Raw genomic sequence first — 24,882 nt, 5'->3', positions numbered from 1 at the left:
TAGTCAACCCCACTCCATTTGTCCAATATATGACACTGGCGATTTCGATAGGTTTTGGAGATGGCGATGGAGTTGCGGCACCTGAGATATTTCCTGGCAGTAGCGGAAGAAGGCAATTTCACCCGTGCCGCCGGCAAGCTCGGCATCGGGCAGCCGCCGCTCAGCCAGCAGATCCGCGATCTGGAGACGGAAGTGGGTGCGGCGCTGTTTCATCGCGTGCCGCACGGCGCCGAATTGACGGCGGCGGGCGCGGCCTTCCTCGGCGAGGCAAAGGCGTCGCTGGCGGCCGCGGAAAAGGCAAAGCTTGCGGCGCAAAGCGCCAATCGCGGCGAGACCGGCCGGCTATCGCTCGGTTTCACCGCGTCCTCCGCCTTCAACCCCGTGGTCAGCACGACGATCCGCCGCTTTCGCGCGCGATGGCCGGAGGTGCAGCTGTCGCTGACGGAAATGAATACGTTGGCGCTGATGCAGAAGCTCGAACGCGGCGAGCTCGACGCCACCTTCATGCGCCCCAGCCTGGACGATCCCACGGGCATCCGGCTGCGGCGGCTACCGGATGAGCCGATGGTGATCGCCCTGCCCGCCAGCCATCCCTTGGCACGGCATCCCAGCCTGCCGCTTGCGGCGCTGGCGGACAAGCCCTTCATCCTCTTTCCGCGGCTCGTGGGCTTGAGCCTCTACGACGATGTCGTGCTCGCCTGCCGCAAGGCGGGATTCGAGTTGACCGTGGCGCAGGAGGCGCCGCAGATTTCCTCGGTCGTCAATCTGGTGGCGGCCGATCTCGGCGTCTCGATCGTGCCGGCCTCGATTTCGCAGATCAAGCTCGAAGGTGTGGCCTACCGGCCGATCGAGGGGCCGCCGGCCGTGGCGCGCCTGGCGCTGGCAATCCTGAAAACACATCGCTCGCCCGTCACCGAGAACCTGATCAGCCTCCTGAGTACATGAGTTAACCCACGGGATCCCAATAGGGCGGATCACCAAAACTCTTCTTCAGATGATCGGCGATGGCGCGAAGCTTGGCGGAGGGATTTCGGCCTTCGGGATGGGCCATATAGATGAATTCGGTCTCCGGCCTATGGCCGACATCGATTTCGGCAAGCCGGCCCTCGCGGATGGCCGGGCCGGCGATGAAGGCAGGCAGCAGCGCAATGCCCAGACCAGCAATCGCGGCGTCGCGGAGCATGTCGCCATTGTTGATGCCGAGCGCCAGTTTCGCGCGCACAACGATCGCACCGTCGGGCGTCTGGAAGCGCCAGTCGGCAACGCCGCGATTGGTGTAGAAGATGCCGCGATGGCTGTTGAGATCAGCCAGCGACGACGGAATTCCCTCGCGGGCGAGATAATCCGGCGAGGCGCAGAGAAGGCGGCGGCTATGCGCGAGCTTCCAGGCGACCAGCCGGCTATCGGCGATCGCACCATTGCGGATGATGGCATCATAACCGTCCGAGGCGGCATCGACGCGCCGGTCATCGATATCGAGGGTCAGTTCGATCTCGGGATGTTCGGCAAGAAAAGGGTAGAGCGCCGGGCCGAGATGCATGCGGCCGAAGGTGACGGGGGCGGCGATGCGGATCGGTCCAGATAGTGTTCCGCGCCGCTCGGCCATATCGGCCGCGGCTTCCTCGATCTCGCGCACGATGCGCGCGGCGCGCCCGAGGAAGACCGTGCCATCCTCCGTCAAATTGAGCTTGCGCGTTGTTCGATGCAGCAGAATGCCGCCTAACGACTTCTCCAGTTCCGCCAGCCTTTCGCTGACGACGGATTTGGACAGCCGCAGGCGCCGGGCCGCCTCGCTGACCGAGCCCGCCTCAACCACGGCGACGAAAGCCGCAATACCTTCGATCCTGATCATCGTTCGGCTTTTCCGAATTCGAATTCCCCAATCTGGAGACTAATCCGAACGAAAGGAAAATGCCATGTTCCCTTCATCGAAAGGGACGGCAGGGGCCGCCTCACCTTAAACGCAGGAGATGGAACCATGAACCGCTTGAACAACAAGGTCGCAATCGTCACCGGCGCAAGCTCCGGCATCGGCCGCGTCACGGCAAAGCTCTTCGCCGCCGAAGGCGCCAAGATCGTCGTCGGCGCCCGCCGCCAGGGTGAACTCGACAGTCTCGTCGCGGAAATCAAGGCAGAGGGCGGCGACGCCATCGCCATGGCCGGCGACGTGCGCTCGGAAGACTATCACAAGGCGCTGGTCGCCGCCGCCGTCACGAATTACGGCAAGCTCGACATCGCCTTCAACAATGCCGGCACGCTCGGCGAAGCCGGTCCGAGCACCGCCGTTTCGGAAGCAGGCTTCAGCGAGGCGCTGGCAATCAATCTGACGGCCTCCTTCCTCGCCGCCAAGCACCAGATCGGCGCAATGGTGGAAAGTGGCGGCGGCTCGGTGATCTTCACCTCAACCTTCGTCGGCTACAGCTTCGCCTTTCCCGGCGTCGCCGCCTATGCCGCCAGCAAATCCGGCCTGATCGGCCTGACGCAGGCGCTTGCCGCCGAATTCGGCCAGCAGGGCGTGCGCGTCAATGCCATCCTGCCGGGTGCTGTTGATACCGACATGTATCGGGACATGAACGATACGCCTGAGAAGCAGGCCTTCGTCACCAACCTGCATGCGCTGAAGCGTGTCGCAACCCCCGAGGAACTCGCCCGCTCGGTTCTCTATCTCGCCTCCGACGATGCGAGCTTCGTCACCGGCACGGCATCGCTGGTCGACGGCGGCGCTTCGATCACCCGCACCTGAGACGGCCCGGGGCGATTATCGGATTGGAGACCCTCCGATTGCCGACATCGACCCCTCATCCGGCTGCCGCCACCTTCTCCCCGCCTGCGGGGAGAAGGGATATGCCGCGCCGGCTTCCTCAATCTTAACGTCGCGTTTGGCACGTCCCCTCTCCCCGTTTTTACGGGGAGAGGGTTAGGGTGAGGGGCAGCCATTGGCGCAAACCGGACAGCAGTGCCAAACCCGACGGAATGTCGGCATGGCGACCTTCATGCAGCAACTACCCGAGCAGATCCTATGCATGTCGGCCGGGCGATTGCATGTTCTCCGCCAAAGGCTTAGGGTCGGGGGCGGTCAGAAAAGGCAACGGGTAGAAGGCCATGGCTCTCAGCGGCAAACGCATCCTCCTCATCATCTCGGGCGGCATCGCGGCCTATAAGAGCCTGGATCTGATCCGCCGGCTGCGCGAGCGGGGCGCGAGCGTGCGCCCTGTGATGACCAAAGGCGCGCAGGAATTCGTCACGCCGCTTGCCGTCGGCGCGCTGGCTGCGGACCATGTCTTTCTCGATCTGTTTTCGCGCCAGGACGAACAGGATGTCGGTCATATAAGGCTGGCGCGCGACTGCCACCTTGTGCTGATTGCCCCCGCCTCCGCCGACCTGATGGCGAAGATGGCGAACGGGCTTGCCGACGATCTCGCTTCGACCGTGCTTCTGGCGACGAACAGGCCGGTGCTGGCGGCACCGGCGATGAACCCGGCCATGTGGGCGCATCCGGCGACGCGGCGGAATGCGGCGATGCTGAGAGCCGACGGCATCCGCTTCATCGGACCGATGGCCGGCGAGATGGCGGAAAGTCGGGAGGCCGGGCTCGGCCGGATGGCGGAACCGCTGGAGATCGTCGCTGCGGCCGAAACCATGCTCGACGATGGAGAAAAGCCGCTCAAGGGACGCAAGGCGATCGTCACATCGGGACCGACGCACGAACCGATCGATCCGGTGCGTTATATCGCCAACCGCTCCTCCGGCCGGCAAGGACATGCGATCGCCGCAGCCCTGGCAAAGCTCGGTGCGGAGGTGACGCTCGTATCCGGGCCGGTGGCGATCGCCGACCCCGTCGGCGTGACCGTCGTGCATGTCGAGCGGGCGGAGGAAATGCGTGATGCCGTGCTTGCGGCGCTGCCGGCCGACATCGCCGTGATGGTCGCGGCGGTGGCGGACTGGCGCGTCGCCTCGGCGGCTGACCAGAAGCTGAAGAAACATCCGGGCGAATCCATTCCGACGCTGGCGCTGACCGAGAATCCGGACATCCTGAAAACAGTCGGCCATCACACGATGCGGCCGAGGCTGGTGATCGGTTTTGCCGCCGAGACGCAGGACGTCGAAAGCAATGCGAAGGCGAAACTCGAAAGGAAAGGCGCCGACATGATCGTCGCCAATGACGTTTCTCCTGCGACCGGCATCATGGGCGGCAGCCGCAACAGCGTCAAACTCGTTCGCCGCGACGGGGTCGAGCAATGGCCTGACCTGACGAAGGAAGAGGTTGCTGAAAGGCTGGCGGCGCTGATCGCCAAGCGGCTCAGCTAATCGCGAGCGGCTCAGTTGATCGCGAGCGGTTCAGGCAGGAATAGCCAGACGCTGCGGCTTGGCGGCACTGCGCTTCTCCGGCCGGAAGTCGGCGACGTCGATGCCGTCTTTGCCGACGGTGACGGCGCTGCCATCCGGAATTTCGGCCCAGGCATCGACATCGTCGTTCAACGGTTCCGACACAAGACAATAGCCAGCGCCCACGGGAGAAGCATAGAGCGTCGGCGCCTTGCGATCTGTGGCATAGCGGATCGCATAGAGCGTGCTGCCGTCGGAGAAGGCTGCGGTAAAACGCAGCAGGATCGAGCCGATGACGCTTTCGGCCAGATCCTCGATCACACCGATCATTTCCGCCATCGCGGCGACCGGCGCCTCACGCAGGCCGAACTGCAGCGCCAGCAGGAACATCAGCTCGGAATCGGTCGTGCCGCCGCGGGCATTGAACAACTCGTCGTCGAGCATCGCCTCCATCGGCCGTCGCAGGCGGTCGAAGCCGGAGATCTGGCCGTTGTGCATGAAAGACCAGATGCCATGGGTGAAGGGATGGCAGTTGTCGCGGCGCGTGCCGCCGCCTGTGGCAGCGCGGACATGGGCGAGAAAGAGCGGCGAACGGATCTGCCGCGCCAGGCTCTTCAGATTGCAATCCGACCATGCGGGCAGGATATCGCGGTAACGGCCGGGTTCGGGCCTGTCGCCATACCAGGCGATGCCGAAGCCATCGCCATTCGTCGCCGTCTTGGCGCGGGTGGCGCAATGCGACTGCTCGATCAGCGAGTGGGCGGGCGAAGATACCAGCTCCTCGAGATAGAGAGGGTCTCCGCGATAGGCTGCCCAGCGACACATGGCTCTTTGCTCCGGAACCCGCCGCCGCATCGGCGGGAATGCTGAAATTGTCGAACGACGCAGCTAACAACAGCTTAACGCGCGGCCGGTTTGCAAGCCGAACATGACGGTTTCTTGACGTATAGCTTCTTCAAATTCGGCAAAACACTGTGTTCTCTCGTGAACACCCGTATTCCCCAAAGCAGGGCATGCGTGCATTTCTGCTTGCATCTCGAAAGAATCAGCCTAACTTTAAGTCATCAGCAACAGAACGAAAGGAAGGTGATCCAATGTCTAATGAGATTTCGGACCTCGTAACGGGCATGGAAGAGGTGACGAAGGCGAGGCAGCCCTCGCTCTAATCCCCGCCTTCCTGGGGCTGCATAGACAGTCCGGGCCAGTTTGAGGCCAAACTCATGGAAAGGGTCGCTGAGGCGGCCCTTTTTTATTGCCCGGGTGACGCATTGACGCAAAAACAAAATCCCGATACTCATAAGGTCATCTGATGACTTTATGAGTATCGGGATGCGAGCGCTCAGCAAGACCAATCTCGCCGACGGGGCGATCGAGGCGATCCGCGGCGACATTCTCGGCAAACGCTGGGCGGTCGGCGAGAAATTGCCGAATGAAGCCTCGCTGTCGGCCATGCTGTCCGTCAGCCGTGGCACGGTGCGCGAGGCGGTGCGCGTTCTGGTCTCCCAGGGTTATCTCGAAACAAGGCAGGGTTCGGGAACCTATGTCCGCGCCACCAGCGATGCCGGCCGGCCGCTGACGATGGCGCGGCGCGCCAGCCTGCGTGATCAGTTCGAGGCGCGGTTGGCGCTCGACGTCGAGGCCGCCCGGCTGACGGCGATCCGCAAGACGCCGGAGACGGTTGCCGGGCTTCGGCGGCTGCTTGCCGAACATGGCAATCACGACGGCGGCAACGAGGCCGCCTTCATCGAACGCGACCTTGCCTTCCACAAGGCCGTCATCGCCGCTTCGGGCAACCGGGCGATGATCGAGATCTACGATTTCTTTTCGGCCTCGATCGCTGATACCATCGCGGCGACGCTCGGCAAGGATATTCCCGAGCCGGATATGCAGGCGCATGCCGATATCGTCGATGCCATCGAAACCGGCGATCCCGACAAGGCGGATGCGGCGGTGCGCCGTTTCATGGCACCGGTTCTTGCCGCACTCGAGCGGATGATCCTGTCATGAACACGCCTTCCAACAATGCCGCCAGCACGCTCGAGGCGGCCGACGAATTGCTTGTAGACGCCGAGGCCGGCAGCCTTCTACCGCCGCAGGCAACGCCGGTGCGGGGAGCTGCGCATCGTTTCCTGCTCGGCGCAAGCCTGGTGCTGATCGCCTTCAACCTGCGCCCGGTCTTCTCAAGCGCCTCGGCCCTGCTGCCGGAAATCCGCTCGGAACTCGGCCTGAGCGCGCTGGGCGCCAGCCTGCTGACGACGCTTCCGGTCGTCTGCCTCGGCGCCTTCTCGCCGCTTGCGCCTCGTCTTGCCCAGCGCCTCGGGACTGAACGCACGCTGCTCGGCGTTCTGCTGCTTCTCGCACTCGGCACAGGTTTGCGCGGGCTTTCCTCCGTTCCGCTGCTCTTCATCGGCACGGCCCTTGCAGGCGCCTGTATCGCTGTCGGCAATGTGCTGCTGCCGGGGCTGGTGAAGCGGGATTTCGCCGGGCGCGCGGCGCTGATGACCGGCTTCTACACGATGGCGCTCTGCGCCGGGGCGGCAAGTGCGGCCGGGCTGACACTGCCGATCGAGCACGCACTCGGCGGCTCTCTCGAGGGCGCGCTCGCTATCTGGGCGCTGCCGGCGCTTGCCGTCAGCCTGCTCTGGCTGCCTGAGGTTCTTCGCAGCGGCCGGCAGGCAAGACGAAATGGCTTCCACGTCAAAGGCTCTGGCGGGACCGGCTCGCCTGGGAGGTGACGCTGTTCATGGGGCTGCAATCGGCACTTGCCTATTGCGTCTTCGGCTGGCTGGTTCCGATCCTACGCGAACGCGGCCTCGACGGCGTCACCGCCGGGGCGATCGTTTCGCTGTCGGTGATGGTGCAGGCGGCATCCTGCCTGATCGTGCCGCATATCGCCGTGCGCGGCCGCGACCAGCGGCTGATCAATGCGAGCCTCTGCGGCGTTGCCGTCATTGCCCTTCTCGGCCTGCTCTTCGCGCCGCTTTCGACGGTCTGGCTGTGGGCCGTGCTGCAGGGCATCGGCCAGGGCGGGCTGATCGCGGCGGCGATGACGACGATCGTGCTGCGCTCGCGCGATCCCGATGTCGCCGCCCATCTTTCCGGCATGGCGCAATGTGTCGGTTACCTGCTCGCCGCCATCGGCCCGCTCATCGTCGGCCTCATCCGCGGCTGGACCGGCAGCTTTACCTGGTGCGCCGCCCTCTTCGTCGCACTCGGACTGGGCGCGGCAATCAATGGCTGGAAGGCGGGGCGGGCGGTGGAGATCAATGTCCATGCGGTCGAAAAGGACGGCTGAGCCCTTCGCTCACCTGTCCATCACCATCTCTTGATGCCGGTCGTCGGCCGCGGATGCTACGCTATCTCAGCCTCGCATTCCCCAACACCGGAGGAGATATCTTGCGCATACGAACCCTGTTTCTGCTCGCCGCGTTTATGGCGTCGCTGGCACCTGCCCTTTCCCATGCGCAGGAAAGCGATCCACCGAGGGCGAATAACCGGAGCGTCGCGCGCGACGGCGTGCTGAAACTGCTGCCGGCCGACTCCGTCACCGAGCACGTGCTGACGATCGGCGGCCGGAAGATTGCCTATACCGCTACTGCCGGGACGCTTGATCTCTTTGGCCAGGACGGGGCACAGACCGGCGCGATCTTCTACACCGCCTATGTCGCAAATGATGGCGGGGCGAACCGGCCTCTGACCTTTGCCTTTAACGGCGGGCCGGGTGCGGCCTCCGCCTTCCTGCATCTCGGGCTGGTCGGGCCGAGGGTGCTCGACTTCGGGCCGGATGGACGCGACGGCGCCAATGCGAAACTCGTCGACAACCCGCAAAGCTGGCTCGATTTCACGGACCTCGTGCTGATCGATCCGATCGGCACCGGCTGGAGCCGAACGGCAAAGGCGGACGACGCTTCAAATTACTACAACGTCAGTGCCGACGCCCAGAGCATTGCCAAGGCAATCGCGCTCTATGTCGCGCACAACAACCGTTCCAACTCGCCGAAATATCTTCTCGGCGAAAGTTATGGCGGCTTCCGCGCCGCCAAGGTCGCCTCAGCGCTTCAGGAAAGCCAGGGCATCATCGTCGCCGGTGCGGTGATGCTTTCTCCCTTGCTCGAGGGTCAGCTGATGTTCAATGCCGATCAGTTTCCGCTCGGCGCAGCGCTGGAGCTGCCGTCGCTCGCCGCAGCCGAACTCGACCGGCATAACGCCTTTGACGAAGAAAAGCAGAAGGAGGCCGAGACCTTCGCGCTAGGGGACTATCTAACGACGCTCGCTGGGCCGCCGCCAACTGGTGCCGAGGCCGCCGCCTTCTATGGCAAGATCGCTCGCCTGACGGGCATTCCCGAGGATATCGTCACCCGCAACCGCGGCTTCCTCGGCAGTTCGTTCGTCAAACATTCAGATGATGGCAGCGGCGAGGTAATGAGTTCCTATGACGCCTCCTTTGCAGCTCCCGATCCCTATCCGGAATCGGATTACGATCGCGGCGACGACGCCATCCTCGACGGCTTCACCCGCGCCTATGGCGGAGCCTTTGCCGATTACGCCCGCAACGAACTCGGTTTCAGGACCGAGATCACCTATTCGCTACTCGACGGCGATATCAGCCGGCGCTGGGAATGGGGCGGCGGGCGCGGCGGCGGATCGCGCTTCCAGGCGAGTGCCACCGACGATATCCGGCAGCTGCTCGCCGCGAACCCGACCTTCCATCTGCTGATCGCACATGGCTACAGCGATCTGGTGACGCCTTATGGCGTCAGCCGCTACGTGGTCGACCATCTGCCGCCCTCGCTCGCCGGCGGCCGTGTCGGACTGAAGCTTTATCGCGGCGGCCATATGTTCTATACAAGAGCTGAACAGCGGGCCGCTTTCACGGCGGATGCAAAGGCCTTCTACGCCACACATTTGGCCGCTCAGCCGGCGGACTAAAGCGTGGCGAGTCTTTGTCGCTAAACCGCTGTGCATTGCGCGACATGTTTTGGGGACTTGCCGATGCATATTACCGGAGGATGCCACTGCGGCGCGATCCGCTATCAGGCGGAGATCGACCCGGAGCGGGTGTCGATCTGCCATTGCACCGATTGCCAGCGGTTGACAGGCTCGGCCTATCGCATCACCGCACCGGCGCGACCGGGGAGTTTCACGCTCACGTCAGGCGAGCCGAGAGCCTATGCCAAATATGGCGACAGCGGTGGCCTCAGCCGGCAATTCTTCTGCCCGAACTGCGGATCGCCACTCTACCGCACGGACGGCGACGGCGGTGGGTTCGGCATCCGCCTCGGCGGCATCGACCAGCGGCGGGAACTGGTGCCGAAGAAACAGATATGGTGCCGCTCAGCCTTGCCCGGGGTGGAGAATATCGAAATGCTTCCGCGCTTCGAGGGCGAGGACTAGAGCCTTTCCGGGTTAGATTGCAGCATTCTGTTGGCTCAAACGGAGTCGGATGGTCGACCGGCCGGCGCGCGTCGTAGCCCGGCTCTACGGCCAAGCCGGCCGGTCGATCAGCCGGCCCGTTTCAGCCAACCCGAAGGGCCGGGCATCTTTCCGCCAGGGCAGAGGCGATCGGCTCGGACGTACCTTGGGGTATGCCCTTCGCCAATCGCCTCTGCCCTGACGAAAACCTGCTCCGGCAGAATGCTGCAATCTAACCCGGAAAGGCTCTAGGCTGACCTCGGCTTAACATCCCGCCTTTATTCCGGCAGCGGCATGTGCGGCCAGCTATCGGTGACGCCGGCCTGTACCGGACGCTCCAGATAGGTAGATAGGGCGATATAGCTGCGGGTGCCGGTGACACCGGGAACGGCATGGATCTGCGCCAGAAAAGCTTCCAGGGCCTGCGGGCTGGCGGTGCGGACCTTGAAGAGAACGCTGGCGTCGCCCGCGACCGAATGCATCTCCTCGACCTCGGGAAACTGCAGGACCTGCATCAGCCGCTCGCTCTTGCCCCAGCCGGCCGCCTCCACATGCACGAAGGCAAGTAGCGGTTTGCCGAGCGCCGCGCCATCTAGCGCGGCATGCACGCCCTTGATGGCGCCGGATTGTCTCAGGCGGCGCACCCGCTCATGCACAGCCGGCGCCGACAGGCCAACCGCTTCGCCAAGCCTGGCATAGCTCTGGCTGCTGTCGGCGGCGAGCGCGGCTAATATTCTTCGGTCGAATGCATCGATGACCGGCTGCTGCCTGCGTCCCTGCCGAAGATCGTCTGTATTTTTCGCCATTCCGCAAACTCCCCTTTCTGCCGAAGAATAATCGCCGATACTGGCATTCTTCAACAGAATATTCGGAAGAGAGGAAAACTCATGGAGATGATCGCGCATAATCCGGCAAACGGGATCTATGCAGCCAGCCCTGATTACATCCATGCGCTGGAGGTCAGGCATCCATCCCGGCTGCTCTTCGTCAGCGGCACCATGGGTCTCGATCGACAGGGAATGGCGGCGACCGATCTGGAAGGCCAGTTGAACCTCATCTGGTCCAATCTGCGCGCCATCCTCACCTCCGCTGATATGACAGTGGATAATATCGTGCGACTGACGAGCTATCTCAGCGACGGCGCCTTTATGGAAGCGAACCAGAATGCCCGTCTTCGGGCGCTTGGCGGCCGCGCCGTGCCGACCACGGCGATCATCGTCGAAACGCTGCGCGACGACTGGCTGGTCGAGATCGAGATCATCGCCGCCGGCTGACGGCAAATCGGCCGTCGCGCCGCAGGGGCGCGACGGCCGCGGCGATCAGGCCGCCTCTTTCAACAGGCCGAGCGCCTCGGCCAGATCGACCTCACCGCGGAAACCGCCGCTGCTTTTCGCCTCCTGCCGATGCTCGATCGCATGAGCAAAACGCACGGCCGGCTCCTGCTGCATGCGCTCATAGAGGCGATGCAGGCCGGGAAACTGCCGGCGGTCGACGACCTTGTGGAAATCGTTCCAACGGGCGATGCCGACGAAATAGGCTTCCGCCAGGCTTGGCCCATTGCCGAGAAGCCATTTGCGGCCATCGAGCAGACGCTCCAGCCTATGATGCGCCTTTTCCACCGCGGCGATGCCATAGGCCGTGAGGGCCTGCTTCTCTTCCGGCTCCAGCGGATGCTCGATCGCATACCAGAGCGGGCCGAAGGCCTGGAAGAAGGTGGTGTTGAGAAAGGCGAGCATCTGGTTCAGCCGATCGAAATCTGCCGAGCCCTGCGCGAAACCCAGACCGTTGCCGATCGTGCGGGCGCCGATATGGTGGAGGATCGCCATGCTTTCGCTGATCGTCCTGCCATCCTCGAGCAGCAGCGACGGCGTTTCGCCGACCATGTTGATCCGCTTGTATTCTTCGCTGGAGACTATTTCCGGCATCTCGACGCGGCAGAGCCGATAAGGCAGGCCGGACCATTCCAGCGCGACGATCGAGCCGAAGGAGCAGCCCTCCGGCACGCCGTAAAACAATATGGGTGACATCAATCGTTCCTTTCAGAATTGAACCCGTTTGGACACGATGAATGTGAGGATGTGGACGATCTTGCGCTAGAGGCTATAAATGCACCGCAATGTCCACATATCTGGAAGCTGGCGATGGCACTTTTCAACCTCAACGACCTTCATCTCTTCGTACAGGCCGTCGACAGCGGCAGTTTTACCGCCGCCGCCAGGCATCTCGGCATTCCGAAATCGACGGTGAGCAAACGGGTTGCCGAACTGGAGGCACGGCTCGGCGTCCGGCTGATCCAGCGCACGTCGCGAAGCTTCGCGCTGACCGAGCTCGGCCGGGAATTCTTTCAGCATGCCCGGGCCTCGATCATCGAGGCGGATATGGCCGAGGGCATCGTGCGGCGGCATCTGGCCGAACCCGCCGGCAGCGTTCGCCTGACCGCATCGGTGCCGACGGCGCAGTTTACCTTGACGGAACATCTGCCGGCGCTGGCTATGCGCTATCCGAAGCTCCGGCTTTCCGTGCATGTGACGGACCGTTTCGTCGATATCGTCCAGGAAGGTTTCGACATCGCGCTGCGCAGCCACCGCGGGCCACTGCCGGATTCGGCGCTGGTGCAGCGGAAGCTCGCCAGCCACCCCTTCTTCATTCTCGCGTCGCCGGATTATGTGAATGCCCATGGGCAACCGCGCCGCCCGGAGGATCTGGCACAGCACGCGACGATCATGACCAGCCTGATGGAGGACCAGTGGCGGCTTTATTCGGGCGGCGACGAGGTTCTCGTCACGCTGCATTCCGTCATGGCCGCGGATGAGCCTTATGTCTTGATGGAAATGGCCATGTCGGGGCTCGGCATCACCTGCCTGCCGACATCCGTCTGCCGCAAGGCGCTGGCCGACGGGCGGCTGGTGCGGGTGCTGCCGGAATGGACGGCCGGCAGCATCGAGACGACCATCCTGATGCCGCACCGGCGCGGCCAGCTGCCGGCGGTGCGCGCCGTCGTCGATTTCCTGGCCGAGCGGCTCGCAGGGTAGAGCCGCTTCGTACTTCCTCAAGTTTGGCGATCACGCCGCCTTGGCGGCGTGATATTCCTTGATCGCGACCATCTTGATCGCCGGATGGCGCTCGGATTCGTAGCGCAGCGAGAAACCGTCCTGGGCGAGGAAGACCGGATCGCCGTCGAGATCGCGGGCGATATCGCCGCGCTTGTCGGTGAGGAATTTTTCGAGATCGGCCGGCTGCTCGGCCGAGATCCAGCGGCAGACTGAGAAACGCGACATTTCGAAGGAGACCGGCAGGCCGTATTCGGCCATCAGCCGCTCCTTCAAGACGTCGAGCTGCAGGGCGCCGACGACGCCGACGATCGCCGGCGAGCCGTCTTCCGGCGAAAACAGCTGGACGACGCCCTCTTCGGCCATCTGCTGCAGGGCTTCCTTCAGCTTCTTCGCCTTCATCGCATCTTCCAGACGCACACGACGCAGGATCTCCGGCGAGAAGTTCGGCACGCCCTGGAAGACCAGCGATTCACCTTCGGTCAGCGTATCGCCGATCCGGAGCGTGCCGTGGTTCGGAATGCCGACGACATCGCCGGCATAGGCGGTGTCGGCGAGCTGGCGCTGCGAGGCGAAAAAGAATTGCGGCGCCGTCAGGCCGAGCTGCTTGCCGGTGCGCGCAAGCCTTGCCTTCATGCCGCGCTCGAGCTTGCCGGAGCAGATGCGGGCAAAGGCGATGCGGTCGCGGTGGTTGGGATCCATGTTGGCCTGGATCTTGAAGACGAAGGCCGTCATCTTGTCGTCGGTCGCGTGCACGGTCCTGGTGTCGGCGACCTGGTCACGCGGCGGCGGCGCAAAATCGCCGAGCGCGTTGATGAGGTCGCGAACGCCGTAATTGCGCAGCGCCGAGCCGAAGAAAACCGGCGTCATATGGCCTTCCAGGAAGGCTTGGCGGTCGAAGGGACGGCAGGCCTCGATCGCCAGCTCGGTCTCCTCGACGAAGACCTGGCGCTCGTTTTCCGGCAGCCTGCCGGCGACGCTTTGCGGACCATTGACCGGCGTTCCCTCGATTTCGGTATCCGAACCTCGCACCGTGTTGGCGGCGATATTGTAGGAGCCGCAAAAGGTCTTCGAGCGGCCGATCGGCCAGGTGATCGGCGCGGTATCCAGCGCCAGCTTCTCTTCCACCTCGTCGAGGATCTCGAAGGGATCGCGGCTTTCGCGGTCCATCTTGTTGATGAAGGTGATGATCGGGATATCGCGCATGCGGCAGACTTCGAAAAGCTTCAGCGTGCGCGGCTCGATGCCCTTGGCGGCATCGATGACCATGACGGCGGCGTCGACGGCCGTCAGCGTGCGATAGGTGTCGTCGGCGAAATCCTCGTGACCCGGCGTATCGAGGATGTTGAAGACATTGTCGTTATATTCGAAGGTCATCACCGAGGTGACGACGGAGATGCCGCGCTCGCGCTCGATCTTCATCCAGTCGGAACGCGTCTGCATGCGATCCTTCTTGGCCTTGACTTCGCCGGCAAGCTGAATGGCGCCGCCGAACAGCAGCAGCTTTTCGGTGAGCGTCGTCTTGCCCGCATCCGGGTGGGCGATAATAGCGAATGTGCGGCGGCGGGAGACCGCCTCGGCGAGACTTTCGGCCATACTTGTAAATCCTGTGGAATTGCCGCGTATCTAGCGACTAAAGCCCGGCTTTGCAATTGACCTCGGGCCTTCGGGCGCAAAGTAATGGGCCATGACCATTCATCACGATACGCGCCCGACGCTGAACCTGATCCGCTTAGCCAATGGCGAGGGCCTCGACCTGCCTGCCTATGAAAGCAAGGGAGCAGCCGGCATGGACCTGCGTGCCGCCGTCGACGAGGCAGCACCACTGACGCTTCTGCCCGGCAAGCGGGCGCTGGTGCCGACCGGCTTCATCTTCGAGATCCCCGAAGGTTTCGAGGGACAGGTGCGGCCGCGCTCCGGCCTGGCCTTCAAAAACGGCATCACCTGCCTGAATTCACCGGGCACCGTCGACAGCGACTATCGCGGCGAGGTGAAGGTGCTGCTCATCAATCTCGGCGACGAGCCCATCGTCATCTCGCGCGGCATGCGCATCGCCCAGATGGTGATCGCATCCGTTACCCAGACGCGGGTGGCGGAGATCACCGCGGCCAGCGAAACGGTGCGCGGCGCAGGCGGCTTCGGCTCCACCGGCGTCTGATGGCACAACGCCTCGACAGCGCTGGCCTGACCTTCCGGCAGGACCATTTCGGCGACCCTGCCGGCTGGGCGGCGCTGGTCTGCCTGCTCAAGGATATTTTCGGCATCGATATCGGACCGCTGCAACAGCTCGGCGGACCCGATCCAACAAGCATGCCCTTCGGCTGGTTTGATGCCGAAGGTAAGCTTGCGGGCAATATCTCGGCCTTTGCACTGCCCTTCGTCCTCAACGGCAGGATCGTCCATGCCGCCGGGCTGCAATCCGGCGCAGTGCGGCCGCCGTGGCGCGGCCGCGGCCTCTATCGCGACGTCACGGTGAAAGCGCTCGACTGGTGCGAGAAGCAACGTTTTGAAGCCGTCATCCTCTATACCGACAAGCCGTCGCTCTACGAAGCCTACGGTTTCCGCGCGATACCGCTGCATCGATACGAGGGAGCGGCACCCGACCCTTCGTCTTCCGCCGCACCCGCCCAGCCGCTTTTGCCGACGAATGCGGACGATCTTGCCCTGCTGCAATCGCTGCTGAAAAGACGAAGCCCGGTTTCGACCTCGCTGGCGGTCACAGTCAATGCGGCGATGTTTCTGATCAACACCCAGCTCGATCCGGATGTCCGCATCAGCTTCCTCGAAGACAAACAGGCGGTGATCGCCTGGAAGATCGATGAGGCGGGCCGCTTCAGCCTCCTCGACGTCGTGGCGGCTGAGATACCGCCGCTTGCAGCGATCCTTAGCGGGCTTAAGATCGCACCCGTCTCCGTCGAGGTGCTTTTCCGTCCCGACAAGCTCGGCTGGGAGGGTGTTCCGCAACCGTTGGAAAGCGGCACGAGGCTGATGCTGCGCGGCCTCGGCGATGCCATCCCGAACTTTCCGGCGATGCTGTCGCCGATGGCGGAATTCTAGAGCAGTTCGGTTGATGAACGGCGGGAGCGGTGTTTGTTGGAGGCGCTTATGTCATTTAGGAAAGCGCCATGGCGCTTGATTGCGGGACTAGCCACAGCGTTGATAGCGACACCGACGCTTGCGATCGATTCTACAAAGCTTCAGTCGATTCGCTCATCATTGTCTTTGGAAGAGATCGTCGCGTTTGCGGTTTCGAAATCAACAGCGCCGATTCTCGACATCGACAATCCAATCGACGTGAACATCGTCATCAATGTGAAGGGCATGGAGAGGAGCGATATTCAAGCTTTGCAGCTAGAGTTTTTCCGCGTGTTTTTTGGGCTGATGACTTACGCAGACGTTCGTCTCAATTTCAACGCCAGCCAGTCGATAGATTACTCAATTGGAGCGCCATATGCCCCTTTCGGTGATCAGAACCAGCCGTCAAACGCCCAGACCGTCGAAGTGTTCGTTGATCGTGATGCGCTCAAGCTGGCAAAATTGGGCCAGATAGCAGTGCACGATATAGACACGCTTCGAAGCAAGCCGGACACACTAGAATGTTACCACGAGCGCCGAAAAGGATACCCGGTTATCAACGTCGTCATCGACCGCGATATCAATCCGGTAGGCTGCCTTTACACAGTCCTGCTGCAGTCGATCGGGATTAAGGGACCCTTCGGTGGGGTTGCAGCAACATATCGCGCCGGGGACGTTCCCGGCTTCAGACGCAATGCTGAAATGGTGGCAGCATATGCCATTCGCGAATGCCGATCTGTCGTCGATAAAAAAGATCAGCTTGAGAAATGCCTGAGAGGAGTTCTCCAGGAAGGGAATTAAGGACCGCGGATTGGCCGATGCCGCCTAGAATTCCTGCGAGGCGCCGTCGATGGCAAATTTCTAGGACTCCTGCTCAGCCAATACCTACCTTTTCCGTGAAAGCGGTGGCAGGCGGCGTTTGACGGGCGAGGCTTTGATCATCGCGGTGTTGGTCTCCGCCCTTTCGGCGACCCGGTCGAGAATGCCGTCGAGGTCGGCCATCGAGCGGATGACCAGGCGGGCAATGAAGCAATCATCACCCGTCACCTTGTCGCATTCGATGATTTCGGGAATTTCCTGGATGATGCGCTCAACGATGTGCAGCTGCCCCGGCAGCGGACGCACCCTCACGATCGCCTGCAGGGGATAACCGACGGCGGCGGGATCGAGATCGATGGTGAAGGCCTTGATGACGCCGCGCTCCTCCAGCCGGCGCAGGCGCTCGGCAGCACTCGGCGAGGAGAGGCCAACCTGCTGCGCCAGCTCTTTCAGCGAGATCCGCGCATTGCCGGCCAGCGCTTCCAGAATGGCCTGATCGATTTCGTCGAGCGATTGCACATCATTAGCCATGGCGATCTGTTTTCCTCTCACGATTAGGCAATTTCGATCAATTTCCTTTTTATCAGTATATAAAATCGTCGCCCGCCGCAATATTCTTATGCCATCGAAATGGAGGCAATCATGGGCAGCGACATCAAAAGAGGCACCGCGGAAATGACGGCGGCGATGCTGATCTCGGGGACGATCGGCTGGTTCGTCGTCATGTCGGGTCAGCCGGTCAGCGGCGTGGTCTTCTGGCGCTGCCTGTTCGGCGCGCTCACCTTGCTGGTCATCTGCGGCGCTCTCGGGCTGTTGCGGCCCGGCATCATCACGCTGCGCGCCTTCGGCATCGCCATATCAGGCGGCATCGCCATCGTCTTGAACTGGCTGCTGCTCTTTGCTTCCTATTCGCATGCGACGATCTCGATCGCGACGACCGTCTATAACACCCAGCCTTTCATGCTGCTGATGCTCGGCGCGCTCTTTCTCGGCGAGAAGATCACCGCGACCAAGCTGTTCTGGCTGGCGCTCGCCTTCACCGGCATGGTGGCGATCATCCAGGCGAAACCCGGTGCGGGCGGCGCTGCGTTCGACGGCTACGGCCTCGGTATCCTGATGGCGCTCGGTGCTGCCTTCTTCTATGCGCTTGCAGCCCTTGCCGCGAAATGGCTGAAAGGCACGCCGCCGCATCTGATCGCGCTCATCCAGGTCGCAACCGGCATGCTGATGCTGACGCCGATGACCGATTTTTCGCATCCGCCCGGCGATGTCGGGTCCTGGGCGATCTTGGTGACCGTCGGCGTCGTCCATACCGGGCTGATGTATGTGCTGCTCTACGGCGCGATCCAGAGGCTGCCGACGCATCTGACAGGCGCCCTGTCCTTCATCTATCCGATCGCTGCGATCCTCGTCGACCGGCTGGCCTTCGGCCATGCGCTGCAGCCGATGCAGATATTAGGCGCGGCGATCATCCTGCTTGCGGCCGCCGGCATGAATCTCGGCTGGACGCCGCGGTGGCTGCGGCCGCGGGCGCTCGAGAGCTGAGAACCGGGCGGGCGTTGCAAGCATGCCTGGGCATGGCAAGCACGCCTGGGCATGGCAAGCATGCCCGGGGATATGCCGATATTATTTCTGCCCGCGCGTCGTTTCGAACAGGAACCAGGTGCGGCGCTCGGCCTCGTCGATCCAGTTCTCGATCAGGCTGGCGCTTGCGACATCATTATGCTCGTCGCAGAGGTCATGCACCTCGCGCAGCAGCGAAACGAGCTGAGCGTTGTCCTCGCGCAGTTCCGACAACATGTCCTCGGGCGTGACGAAATCCGCGTCATTGTCCGAAATGCGCTGCTGGCGAGCGATCTGGCCGACGGAGCGCAATGTCGTGCCGCCGATCTTACGGGCACGTTCGGCAATGTCGTCGGTCATGTTGAAGATCTGCTCTGCCTGTTCGTCAAGCAGCAGATGATAATCGCGGAAATGCGGGCCGGACATGTGCCAGTGGAAATTCTTGGTCTTGAGATAGAGCGCGAAGACATCGGCGAGCAGCGCCGTCAGTGCTGCCGAAATATCGGTGATGGCATTGGTCGGCAGATCCGAAGGCGTCTTGAGTGGCGAAAGCCTGCGGGTTTCGGCTGGCGTATGGGACATTTAATCTCTCCTTGGTGATGAAAATCTCTAGCGCCACCGGCCGGGAAAACGCGGCGGGCCGCGCTGAACGCGCATTTGCAGAGAGAGAAATAGCAAGGCCGGGTCGCTTTCCAAGTGGATCATGGTCCAGCAGACCTATTCCTTATGGTTATGGACCGATCAGCGCCAAAGCATTGATGAGGAAGCGACGCTTGCCTATAGATGGGCGGTGGAAGCCCTGAGGGTTAAGAAGATGAGCCTTGCCGCCTTGCTGACCTATGCCGGAGCGCTTTTTATCGCCGCAGCCATTCCGGGACCGGGGATCACCGCGATCGTCGCACGCGCGCTCGGCTCGAATTTCCGCGAGACCTTCTTCATGGGCCTCGGCCTGGTGCTCAGCGACATGGCCTATCTGACAGCGGTCATTCTCGGCCTTGCCTTCGTGGCGCAAACCTTCACCGAGGTGTTCATAACAATCAAGATCGCCGGCGTCCTCTATCTCGGCTACATCGCCTGGAAACTCTGGACGGCGGGATTGTTGCCGCAGGATATCGCGGCGCGGAAATCCACCAATATCGGCCTGTCCTTCCTCTCCGGCCTGCTGGTGACGCTTGGTAATCCGAAGACCATGCTCTTCTATGTCGCCCTGGTGCCGACGCTGATCGATATCGGCAATATCGGCCTGCGAGACTATGCGCTCCTGCTGACCACCACCTTCGTGGTGCTGATCGTCGTGCTCGTGCCCTATATGCTGCTTGCCTCGCGGGCCCGCACAATGCTGAAGCAGCCGCGGGCCTTGCAGGCGCTGAACCGGGTTGCGGCCGGCATCTTCGCGGGCACGGCCGCCTTCATCGCCACGCGGGCCGCCTGAAATAAACATTCGGCAAGGACCGGTTTTCAAAGGTTATTTTCTCCGAGGACCGCCTCCCCGGGATGAACACGGGCTGGCCTAGACCAGCCTTTGACCCTATTCTCCTCCTCGATTTCAGAGACAGGATTTCAAAGGGAGGCACCCATGTCGCACAAGCCCGGCCGCGGCCGCATCTATTCCTCGATCACCGAGACCATCGGCGACACGCCGCTCGTGCGCTTCGACAAGCTGGCGCGGGAAAAGGGCGTCGTGGCGAACCTGATCGGCAAGCTCGAATTCTTCAACCCGATCGCCTCGGTGAAGGACCGCATCGGCGTCGCGATGATCGAGGGCCTCGAAGCGCAAGGCAAGATCACTCCCGGCAAGACGGTGCTGATCGAACCGACCTCCGGCAACACAGGCATCGCGCTCGCCTTTGCCGCCGCCGCCAAGGGTTATCGGCTGATCCTCACCATGCCGGAAACAATGTCGGTCGAGCGCCGCAAGATGCTGGCGCTGCTCGGCGCCGAGCTGGTGCTGACGGAGGGACCGAAGGGCATGAAGGGCGCCATCGCCAAGGCAGAGGAACTGGCCTCGTCGCTTGAGGATGCCGTCATTCCGCAGCAGTTCGAAAACCCTGATAATCCCGAGATCCATCGCAAGACGACGGCCGAGGAAATTTGGAACGACACCGACGGCACGGTCGATATCGTCGTCTCCGGCATCGGCACCGGCGGCACGATCACCGGCGTCGGCCAGGTGCTGAAGAGCCGCAAGCCCGAGATCAAGATCATCGCCGTCGAACCGGCCGATTCGCCGATCCTCTCCGGCGGTAATCCCGGCCCGCACAAAATCCAGGGCATCGGCGCCGGCTTCGCGCCGAAGATCCTCGATACCGGCATCTATGACGAGGTCGTCACCGTGACCAATGACGAGGCCTTCGAACAGGCGCGCCTGGTCGCAAGGCTCGAAGGTGTGCCGGTCGGCATCTCCTCGGGTGCGGCACTGACAGCCGCCATCAAGGTCGGCATCCGTCCCGAGAACGCCGGCAAGAACATCGTCATCATCATCCCCTCCTTCGCCGAGCGTTATCTCTCGACGGCGCTGTTTGAAGGGCTGGGGAGCTGAGGCAGGGCATTGGCCGAGGCTTCCCGGTCATTTAATTCCGCAGAGTATCGGGGCGCTTCGGCGCCCCATTCTTTACGTCGCAATGTCAGCAACGGCGGCAACGCGGCAGCGCCAACGACTGGAAGTTCTTTGAGCAATGGGTCCCGTATCTGCTTGAGTAGGGACTTAACTGACTACCAAATGGCTGCCTGCATCGACTTTCGTGAGGTGGGGCCACGAGGGGAAAGCCAGGTCCCTTATATCTGATCCGGCCTTACGAATTTTTCTGCAGATATTTGGGACAAGCGAACTTCCGGCTCGACGGGAAGGTCGCCCACAAACGATATATATGCCTCGACGAAGTCTTCACTCGCAATTTTCGCCAGTTCGGCAATAAGGAGATCACCGAACTCTCCATCAGCACGGTTGGGATCGCGCTCGGTGATGAATGCATACATGCCGATACCATCGCACAGGCTCTTCTCTATCGAGTCCTTTTGACGGTCGAACGCAAAAAGCACCTGCGCGGCGACTGCTCTCACGAACCAAGGGTGGTGTTCTTTGGCCTCTAAGTGCCACCTATCAATTGTAGCTGGACTTGCGCCGCACTGCTTGCTGACACTCTCTTTCGTGTCACCAAGGCGGTAACAGAGAAGATTGATAAGTTTGCTTGAATCGGGCCAGCGGTGTTTGAAGTGCATCGAGAAGTTCGAGTTACATTCCCTACAACGATACCTTTGGGTAGCGCGAACGATGCCGTTCTTTACGCAATCCTGGCTGCCGCATTTGGGGCAAGGGAGGCGTTCGTCGTGTTCAAGCAGTTCCAAATTAGTCATCAACTGACCTCGAACCACCAGCCTCGGGAGCCTTGGAGCGCCACTTCCGCAGTTCTCGTAGAAGGGCGGTAGTCGCAGCTAAAAACCCCGATATCGCCACAAGAATTGTTGTGAAAGAGCCAATATCCAATCATCACTCCATCGATAGGTTGATGGGAATAAAATAAACTGTTCGGATCCATTCAACCAGCAGCAGATCAGGCAGTATTTTTTAGATAGATACTCTGGCGGGTACCTGTACGTGCCTTTTCGTCAAGCCGCAATTTAGGTTGGCGTCACCTTTTTTGTCACTTCGGTTGCTCGAAAGAAACCATACGCAGATGTTCAACGCGACGTTGATGGAATACCGAAGGGGTCGCGTCCGTAGAATGTGCCACGATCACGGTTGGATCGAGTTCCGCTTCCGGTTAACCCGATCTTGCCGGACGGGCATGGCAATGAGGGATCATCCTCCCAAAGCGGAGTTGAGACCGGCTGCAACCATGCACGTCAGCCTAGCAGCGCGGCGATCATCCGTTGTGACCCAGACGGATCCTCGAGCACAGGGGTTAGATCGCTCACCTGGTCCAGGGCGCCGACGACTGGAAGGTCTTTGACCAAGAGGTCCCGTATCCCCTTGACGGTTGCCTCGATCAGGTCGTCGGCATTGATCGTCGTGAAGGGGCGTTCGAAATAGGGACCAATGACCGGCTCGACCTTGCCGCCGATGCCGTCCGCCAGTTGACGACGTGCCAGTGCAAGGTAGGCCGAAGCGAGTGCCTCTCCGCGCTGCTGCCATCTTTCGGCCAGCAAGACCCGCTGCAACAGCGGTGACAGGGTTTCGGCAAGCGGCAGTTTTCCGAACGCACTGCCAAACCACTTCGCGTATGGCGCATAGCGGCGGTCGAGGAGGAAACCCATCCGCATGATGTCACGCACGAGCCGGCTCGCAACCACGCGGGACCCCAGATCGTCGCCAACCTGTCCTGCTCGGCCGACAAAGGCCTGCTCCTCGGCAATACGCCGCCACTGACAGGCGATTTTGTAAAGCCACACGTGGTCAGGGAAATAGGCCAGTGCCGTTCGGGCGCGTGTCAGCCGTTTGTCGTCATCGTGGAAAACGGCCCCTCCCGTGAAGGCGAGGAGCCGTTGTTCGGCGAAGCCCAGCCACTGCAAGGGAGAAAGGTTATCGGCGGACCGAACGGCCAGAAGCCGTTCCAGCGTAGACTCAAGGGTGTGGAATTCGAGGCCGTGCTCAATCGCGCCTGCCGCCTCCGGGCCATTTGCAGGAGGATGCGGGCGGCTCCGCCACCCAATAGGTTCACCAAGATAGCTGGTGGGTGCCACCTGCGTGAACTCAACGACCAACCGTCGGGCATAGTCGCTGAATCTATCTGTGCTCAAGAAGATGTGGACCCGAGGCCCCCAGTTGTGATCCCTGGAAACCTCGTCGTCTAAACCAAGCAGCTCCGATCCAAATCCAATCAACGCCGCTGAATGTGGGAGTTCCGGCGCGACACTGGTCATCCAGGGCCTGACAATGTCCGCGTAGAAGCGACGCGACAACTCAATCCCTTGCATGACCTCTCCTCCGTTCAGGCCGCACATGATCCTTTGCGGACACTGCGAAGTCCAGCATCAAGATCGACGGGCACAAGGATGACTCGTTGTCCATCTTCGCAGGATATCGGGCCGCTTCAGCGCCCCTTTTCTTACGCCGCCGCCGTCAACCTCTCACCCGCGATCCTGTAGGAGATCGCTTCGGCGAGATGGATGCGGCCGACCGTGGGCTTGCCGTCGAGATCGGCCAGCGTGCGGGCGACCTTCAGGACGCGGTGGTAACCGCGGGCGGAGAATTTCATCTTCTCGGCGGCGTCGCGCAGCAGCTGCAGGCCGCTGGCATCGGGCTCGGCCAGTTTCTCGATCATCGCGGTGGAGCAGCGGGCATTGGTGCCGATGCCCCTTGCGCCGGCGCTTTCGAAGCGCTCCTGCTGGATCTCGCGGGCGCGGGCGACACGGCGGGCGACGTCGGCGCTGGTTTCAGCCGCCGTGGGCCGGATGAGATCGGCGGCGGAGACGGCAGGGACGTCGATGCGGATGTCGATGCGGTCCATCAGCGGACCGGAGATGCGGGCCTGGTAATCGCTCATGCAGCGCGGGCCGCGGGCGCAGGTATGGCCCGGCTCGCCGGCCATGCCGCAGCGGCAAGGGTTCATCGCCGCGATCAGCTGGAATTTTGCCGGATAGGAGACGCGGTGATTGGCGCGCGCAATGACGCATTCGCCGCCTTCGAGCGGCTGGCGCAGCGCATCGAGCGCCTGCGGCGTGAACTCGGGAAACTCGTCGAGGAAGAGCACGCCGTGATGGGCAAGCGAGGCTTCGCCGGGACGAGCGCGCAGGCCGCCGCCGACGAGGGCCGCCATGGTGGCGGAATGATGCGGGGTGCGGAAGGGCCGGCGATCGGAAAGCTTACCGCCGGAGAGTTGGCCGGCGATGGAATGGACCATCGACACCTCCAGCAGCTCGGCGGCCGAAAGCGGCGGCAGGATCGACGGCAGCCTGGCCGCCAGCATCGACTTGCCGGAACCCGGAGGACCGACCATCAAGAGGTTATGGCCGCCGGCGGCCGCCACTTCGAGCGCGCGCTTGGCGCTTTCCTGGCCCTTGATCTCGGCAAGGTCCGGCAGGTTTGCGGCATTGGCGCGGATCGACGCTTCCGGCCGGGATAGGACCTGCGTGCCGCGGAAGTGATTGGCAAGGGCAATCAGGCTGCGGGGTGCGAGAATGTCGACCTCGGCGCCCGCCCAGGCGGCTTCGGCGCCGCTTTCGGCCGGGCAGATCAGCCCCTTGCCGAGCGCATTGGCGCCGATCGCAGCCGGCAGCGCGCCTGATATGGCGGCGATCGTTCCGTCGAGATTGAGTTCGCCGACGACGACAAAATCCGACAGTGCATCGGCGGGAATGGCGCCGAGGGCGGCCATCAGGGCAAGCGCGATCGGCAGATCGAAATGCGAGCCTTCCTTCGGCAGATCGGCCGGCGCCAGATTGACCGTCACGCGCTTGGCCGGCAGCGCCAGGCCGGAGGCGTGGAGGGCCGCCTGCACGCGCTCGCGGCTTTCGGCAACCGCCTTGTCGGGCAGACCGACGATCTGCATGCCGACCTTTCCGGGAGCGACCATGACCTGGACCTCGACCGGCACACCTTCGATACCCTGAAATGCCACCGTACTGACACGCGCGACCATATGCCCATCCTTGTCCCGCAAACTCTTATACCGCCCCCGGCCGTTCAGGGCCAGCGGTT

General features: G+C 62.4%; 24 protein-coding genes and 1 pseudogene. 15 read left to right on the top strand and 10 right to left on the bottom strand.

Going from position 1 to position 24,882, the window contains the following annotated elements:
* Positions 1–66 precede the first annotated feature (66 nt).
* Positions 67–945, top strand: a complete 879-nt coding sequence (locus V8P77_RS04820; RefSeq protein WP_335911021.1) for a LysR family transcriptional regulator — start codon at positions 67–69, stop codon at positions 943–945.
* Position 946: 1 nt separating this feature from the next.
* Here V8P77_RS04820 and V8P77_RS04815 read toward each other — a convergent pair whose 3' ends face one another.
* Complete coding sequence (locus V8P77_RS04815) at positions 947–1,852, bottom strand: LysR family transcriptional regulator (RefSeq protein ID WP_335911020.1); 906 nt, start codon at positions 1,850–1,852, stop codon at positions 947–949.
* A 126-nt stretch (positions 1,853–1,978) separates the two neighbouring features.
* Here V8P77_RS04815 and V8P77_RS04810 point away from each other — a divergent pair, with 126 nt between their 5' ends.
* Both V8P77_RS04810 and coaBC read left to right on the top strand, forming a co-directional pair.
* Entirely contained in the window at positions 1,979–2,743 is a 765-nt protein-coding gene (locus V8P77_RS04810; RefSeq protein WP_335911018.1) for an SDR family oxidoreductase, read from the top strand.
* A gap of 359 nt (positions 2,744–3,102) precedes the next feature.
* Positions 3,103–4,308, top strand: coding sequence for a bifunctional phosphopantothenoylcysteine decarboxylase/phosphopantothenate--cysteine ligase CoaBC (coaBC, locus tag V8P77_RS04805; protein ID WP_335911017.1), 1,206 nt, complete (start codon positions 3,103–3,105; stop codon positions 4,306–4,308).
* Between the two features lie 30 nt (positions 4,309–4,338).
* On the opposite strand, the gene V8P77_RS04800 is transcribed toward coaBC, so the two are convergent.
* Entirely contained in the window at positions 4,339–5,151 is an 813-nt protein-coding gene (locus V8P77_RS04800) for a class II glutamine amidotransferase (protein WP_335911016.1), read from the bottom strand.
* 504 nt (positions 5,152–5,655) lie between these two features.
* On the opposite strand from V8P77_RS04800, the gene V8P77_RS04795 reads away from it, so the two are divergent.
* From V8P77_RS04795 to V8P77_RS04780, 4 genes and pseudogenes are all read left to right on the top strand, one after another.
* Entirely contained in the window at positions 5,656–6,333 is a 678-nt protein-coding gene (locus tag V8P77_RS04795; protein WP_335911014.1) for a FadR/GntR family transcriptional regulator, read from the top strand.
* Positions 6,330–7,621, top strand: a pseudogene (locus V8P77_RS04790) (CynX/NimT family MFS transporter). The gene V8P77_RS04795 and the pseudogene V8P77_RS04790 overlap by 4 nt, the downstream one beginning before the upstream one ends.
* 101 nt (positions 7,622–7,722) lie before the next feature.
* Complete coding sequence (locus tag V8P77_RS04785; protein WP_335911012.1) at positions 7,723–9,255, top strand: S10 family peptidase; 1,533 nt, start codon at positions 7,723–7,725, stop codon at positions 9,253–9,255.
* Between the two features lie 63 nt (positions 9,256–9,318).
* Positions 9,319–9,720, top strand: a complete 402-nt coding sequence (locus tag V8P77_RS04780) for a GFA family protein (RefSeq protein ID WP_335911011.1) — start codon at positions 9,319–9,321, stop codon at positions 9,718–9,720.
* A gap of 296 nt (positions 9,721–10,016) precedes the next feature.
* Here the strand turns inward: V8P77_RS04780 and V8P77_RS04775 are convergent, their stop codons facing one another.
* On the bottom strand, positions 10,017–10,598 hold the full coding sequence (locus V8P77_RS04775) for an Lrp/AsnC family transcriptional regulator (RefSeq protein WP_335911010.1): 582 nt from the start codon (positions 10,596–10,598) through the stop codon (positions 10,017–10,019).
* A gap of 27 nt (positions 10,599–10,625) precedes the next feature.
* Between V8P77_RS04775 and V8P77_RS04770 the strand changes: the two genes are divergently transcribed.
* Entirely contained in the window at positions 10,626–11,012 is a 387-nt protein-coding gene (locus tag V8P77_RS04770) for a RidA family protein (protein WP_335911009.1), read from the top strand.
* A 45-nt stretch (positions 11,013–11,057) separates the two neighbouring features.
* Here V8P77_RS04770 and V8P77_RS04765 read toward each other — a convergent pair whose 3' ends face one another.
* Positions 11,058–11,765, bottom strand: coding sequence for a glutathione S-transferase family protein (locus tag V8P77_RS04765; RefSeq protein WP_335911008.1), 708 nt, complete (start codon positions 11,763–11,765; stop codon positions 11,058–11,060).
* Between the two features lie 114 nt (positions 11,766–11,879).
* Between V8P77_RS04765 and V8P77_RS04760 the strand changes: the two genes are divergently transcribed.
* Positions 11,880–12,770, top strand: coding sequence for a LysR family transcriptional regulator (locus tag V8P77_RS04760; RefSeq protein WP_335911007.1), 891 nt, complete (start codon positions 11,880–11,882; stop codon positions 12,768–12,770).
* Between the two features lie 30 nt (positions 12,771–12,800).
* On the opposite strand, the gene V8P77_RS04755 is transcribed toward V8P77_RS04760, so the two are convergent.
* Entirely contained in the window at positions 12,801–14,384 is a 1,584-nt protein-coding gene (locus V8P77_RS04755) for a peptide chain release factor 3 (protein WP_335911006.1), read from the bottom strand.
* A gap of 91 nt (positions 14,385–14,475) precedes the next feature.
* Between V8P77_RS04755 and dut the strand changes: the two genes are divergently transcribed.
* The 3 genes from dut to V8P77_RS04740 are packed head-to-tail and all read left to right on the top strand — an operon-like array spanning position 14,476 to position 16,664.
* Positions 14,476–14,946 carry a dUTP diphosphatase gene (gene dut, locus V8P77_RS04750; protein WP_335911004.1) on the top strand — a complete coding sequence of 157 codons (471 nt, stop codon included), beginning with the start codon at positions 14,476–14,478 and terminating at the stop codon, positions 14,944–14,946.
* Positions 14,946–15,845 (top strand): GNAT family N-acetyltransferase, encoded by a 900-nt coding sequence (locus tag V8P77_RS04745; RefSeq protein WP_335911002.1) that lies wholly within the window; start codon positions 14,946–14,948, stop codon positions 15,843–15,845. Before dut ends, V8P77_RS04745 begins: the two co-directional genes overlap by 1 nt.
* Positions 15,846–15,893: 48 nt before the next feature.
* Positions 15,894–16,664, top strand: a complete 771-nt coding sequence (locus tag V8P77_RS04740; RefSeq protein WP_335911000.1) for a hypothetical protein — start codon at positions 15,894–15,896, stop codon at positions 16,662–16,664.
* Positions 16,665–16,748: 84 nt separating this feature from the next.
* Here V8P77_RS04740 and V8P77_RS04735 read toward each other — a convergent pair whose 3' ends face one another.
* Positions 16,749–17,213, bottom strand: coding sequence for an Lrp/AsnC family transcriptional regulator (locus V8P77_RS04735; protein WP_017990051.1), 465 nt, complete (start codon positions 17,211–17,213; stop codon positions 16,749–16,751).
* A gap of 99 nt (positions 17,214–17,312) precedes the next feature.
* Here V8P77_RS04735 and V8P77_RS04730 point away from each other — a divergent pair, with 99 nt between their 5' ends.
* A complete protein-coding gene (locus V8P77_RS04730) occupies positions 17,313–18,227 on the top strand; it encodes a DMT family transporter (RefSeq protein ID WP_335910997.1) in 915 nt (304 codons plus the stop codon).
* 81 nt (positions 18,228–18,308) lie between these two features.
* On the opposite strand, the gene V8P77_RS04725 is transcribed toward V8P77_RS04730, so the two are convergent.
* On the bottom strand, positions 18,309–18,827 hold the full coding sequence (locus V8P77_RS04725; RefSeq protein WP_335910996.1) for a Dps family protein: 519 nt from the start codon (positions 18,825–18,827) through the stop codon (positions 18,309–18,311).
* A gap of 232 nt (positions 18,828–19,059) precedes the next feature.
* On the opposite strand from V8P77_RS04725, the gene V8P77_RS04720 reads away from it, so the two are divergent.
* Positions 19,060–19,677 (top strand): LysE family translocator, encoded by a 618-nt coding sequence (locus V8P77_RS04720; RefSeq protein ID WP_335911197.1) that lies wholly within the window; start codon positions 19,060–19,062, stop codon positions 19,675–19,677.
* A gap of 144 nt (positions 19,678–19,821) precedes the next feature.
* A complete protein-coding gene (cysK, locus tag V8P77_RS04715; protein WP_335910994.1) occupies positions 19,822–20,784 on the top strand; it encodes a cysteine synthase A in 963 nt (320 codons plus the stop codon).
* Positions 20,785–21,020: 236 nt separating this feature from the next.
* On the opposite strand, the gene V8P77_RS04710 is transcribed toward cysK, so the two are convergent.
* The 3 genes from V8P77_RS04710 to V8P77_RS04700 form a co-directional block, all read right to left on the bottom strand.
* Positions 21,021–21,599 carry a transposase-like zinc-binding domain-containing protein gene (locus V8P77_RS04710; protein ID WP_335910992.1) on the bottom strand — a complete coding sequence of 193 codons (579 nt, stop codon included), beginning with the start codon at positions 21,597–21,599 and terminating at the stop codon, positions 21,021–21,023.
* A 489-nt stretch (positions 21,600–22,088) separates the two neighbouring features.
* Entirely contained in the window at positions 22,089–23,159 is a 1,071-nt protein-coding gene (locus V8P77_RS04705) for a DUF4037 domain-containing protein (RefSeq protein ID WP_335910990.1), read from the bottom strand.
* Between the two features lie 131 nt (positions 23,160–23,290).
* A complete protein-coding gene (locus tag V8P77_RS04700) occupies positions 23,291–24,823 on the bottom strand; it encodes a YifB family Mg chelatase-like AAA ATPase (RefSeq protein WP_335910988.1) in 1,533 nt (510 codons plus the stop codon).
* Between the last annotated feature and the right edge of the window lie 59 nt (positions 24,824–24,882).

The organism is Rhizobium aouanii, assembly GCF_037002925.1.
Taxonomy (GTDB): domain Bacteria; phylum Pseudomonadota; class Alphaproteobacteria; order Rhizobiales; family Rhizobiaceae; genus Rhizobium; species Rhizobium aouanii.
The sequence above is the reverse complement of the archived record's forward strand: the minus strand, read 5'-3'. Positions and strand labels throughout refer to the sequence as shown.

Excerpts from the sequence above, each read along its gene's own strand:
- V8P77_RS04820 (WP_335911021.1), top strand. The coding sequence starts at position 67 with ATGGAGTTGCGGCACCTGAGATATTTCCTGGCAGTAGCGGAAGAAGGC.
- V8P77_RS04815 (WP_335911020.1), bottom strand. The coding sequence starts at position 1,852 with ATGATCAGGATCGAAGGTATTGCGGCTTTCGTCGCCGTGGTTGAGGCG.
- V8P77_RS04810 (WP_335911018.1), top strand. The coding sequence starts at position 1,979 with ATGAACCGCTTGAACAACAAGGTCGCAATCGTCACCGGCGCAAGCTCC.
- coaBC (WP_335911017.1), top strand. The coding sequence starts at position 3,103 with ATGGCTCTCAGCGGCAAACGCATCCTCCTCATCATCTCGGGCGGCATC.
- V8P77_RS04800 (WP_335911016.1), bottom strand. The coding sequence starts at position 5,151 with ATGTGTCGCTGGGCAGCCTATCGCGGAGACCCTCTCTATCTCGAGGAG.
- V8P77_RS04795 (WP_335911014.1), top strand. The coding sequence starts at position 5,656 with ATGCGAGCGCTCAGCAAGACCAATCTCGCCGACGGGGCGATCGAGGCG.
- V8P77_RS04780 (WP_335911011.1), top strand. The coding sequence starts at position 9,319 with ATGCATATTACCGGAGGATGCCACTGCGGCGCGATCCGCTATCAGGCG.
- V8P77_RS04770 (WP_335911009.1), top strand. The coding sequence starts at position 10,626 with ATGGAGATGATCGCGCATAATCCGGCAAACGGGATCTATGCAGCCAGC.
- V8P77_RS04765 (WP_335911008.1), bottom strand. The coding sequence starts at position 11,765 with ATGTCACCCATATTGTTTTACGGCGTGCCGGAGGGCTGCTCCTTCGGC.
- V8P77_RS04760 (WP_335911007.1), top strand. The coding sequence starts at position 11,880 with ATGGCACTTTTCAACCTCAACGACCTTCATCTCTTCGTACAGGCCGTC.
- V8P77_RS04755 (WP_335911006.1), bottom strand. The coding sequence starts at position 14,384 with ATGGCCGAAAGTCTCGCCGAGGCGGTCTCCCGCCGCCGCACATTCGCT.
- dut (WP_335911004.1), top strand. The coding sequence starts at position 14,476 with ATGACCATTCATCACGATACGCGCCCGACGCTGAACCTGATCCGCTTA.
- V8P77_RS04745 (WP_335911002.1), top strand. The coding sequence starts at position 14,946 with ATGGCACAACGCCTCGACAGCGCTGGCCTGACCTTCCGGCAGGACCAT.
- V8P77_RS04740 (WP_335911000.1), top strand. The coding sequence starts at position 15,894 with ATGTCATTTAGGAAAGCGCCATGGCGCTTGATTGCGGGACTAGCCACA.
- V8P77_RS04735 (WP_017990051.1), bottom strand. The coding sequence starts at position 17,213 with ATGGCTAATGATGTGCAATCGCTCGACGAAATCGATCAGGCCATTCTG.
- V8P77_RS04730 (WP_335910997.1), top strand. The coding sequence starts at position 17,313 with ATGGAGGCAATCATGGGCAGCGACATCAAAAGAGGCACCGCGGAAATG.
- V8P77_RS04725 (WP_335910996.1), bottom strand. The coding sequence starts at position 18,827 with ATGTCCCATACGCCAGCCGAAACCCGCAGGCTTTCGCCACTCAAGACG.
- V8P77_RS04720 (WP_335911197.1), top strand. The coding sequence starts at position 19,060 with ATGAGCCTTGCCGCCTTGCTGACCTATGCCGGAGCGCTTTTTATCGCC.
- cysK (WP_335910994.1), top strand. The coding sequence starts at position 19,822 with ATGTCGCACAAGCCCGGCCGCGGCCGCATCTATTCCTCGATCACCGAG.
- V8P77_RS04710 (WP_335910992.1), bottom strand. The coding sequence starts at position 21,599 with ATGACTAATTTGGAACTGCTTGAACACGACGAACGCCTCCCTTGCCCC.
- V8P77_RS04705 (WP_335910990.1), bottom strand. The coding sequence starts at position 23,159 with ATGCAAGGGATTGAGTTGTCGCGTCGCTTCTACGCGGACATTGTCAGG.
- V8P77_RS04700 (WP_335910988.1), bottom strand. The coding sequence starts at position 24,823 with ATGGTCGCGCGTGTCAGTACGGTGGCATTTCAGGGTATCGAAGGTGTG.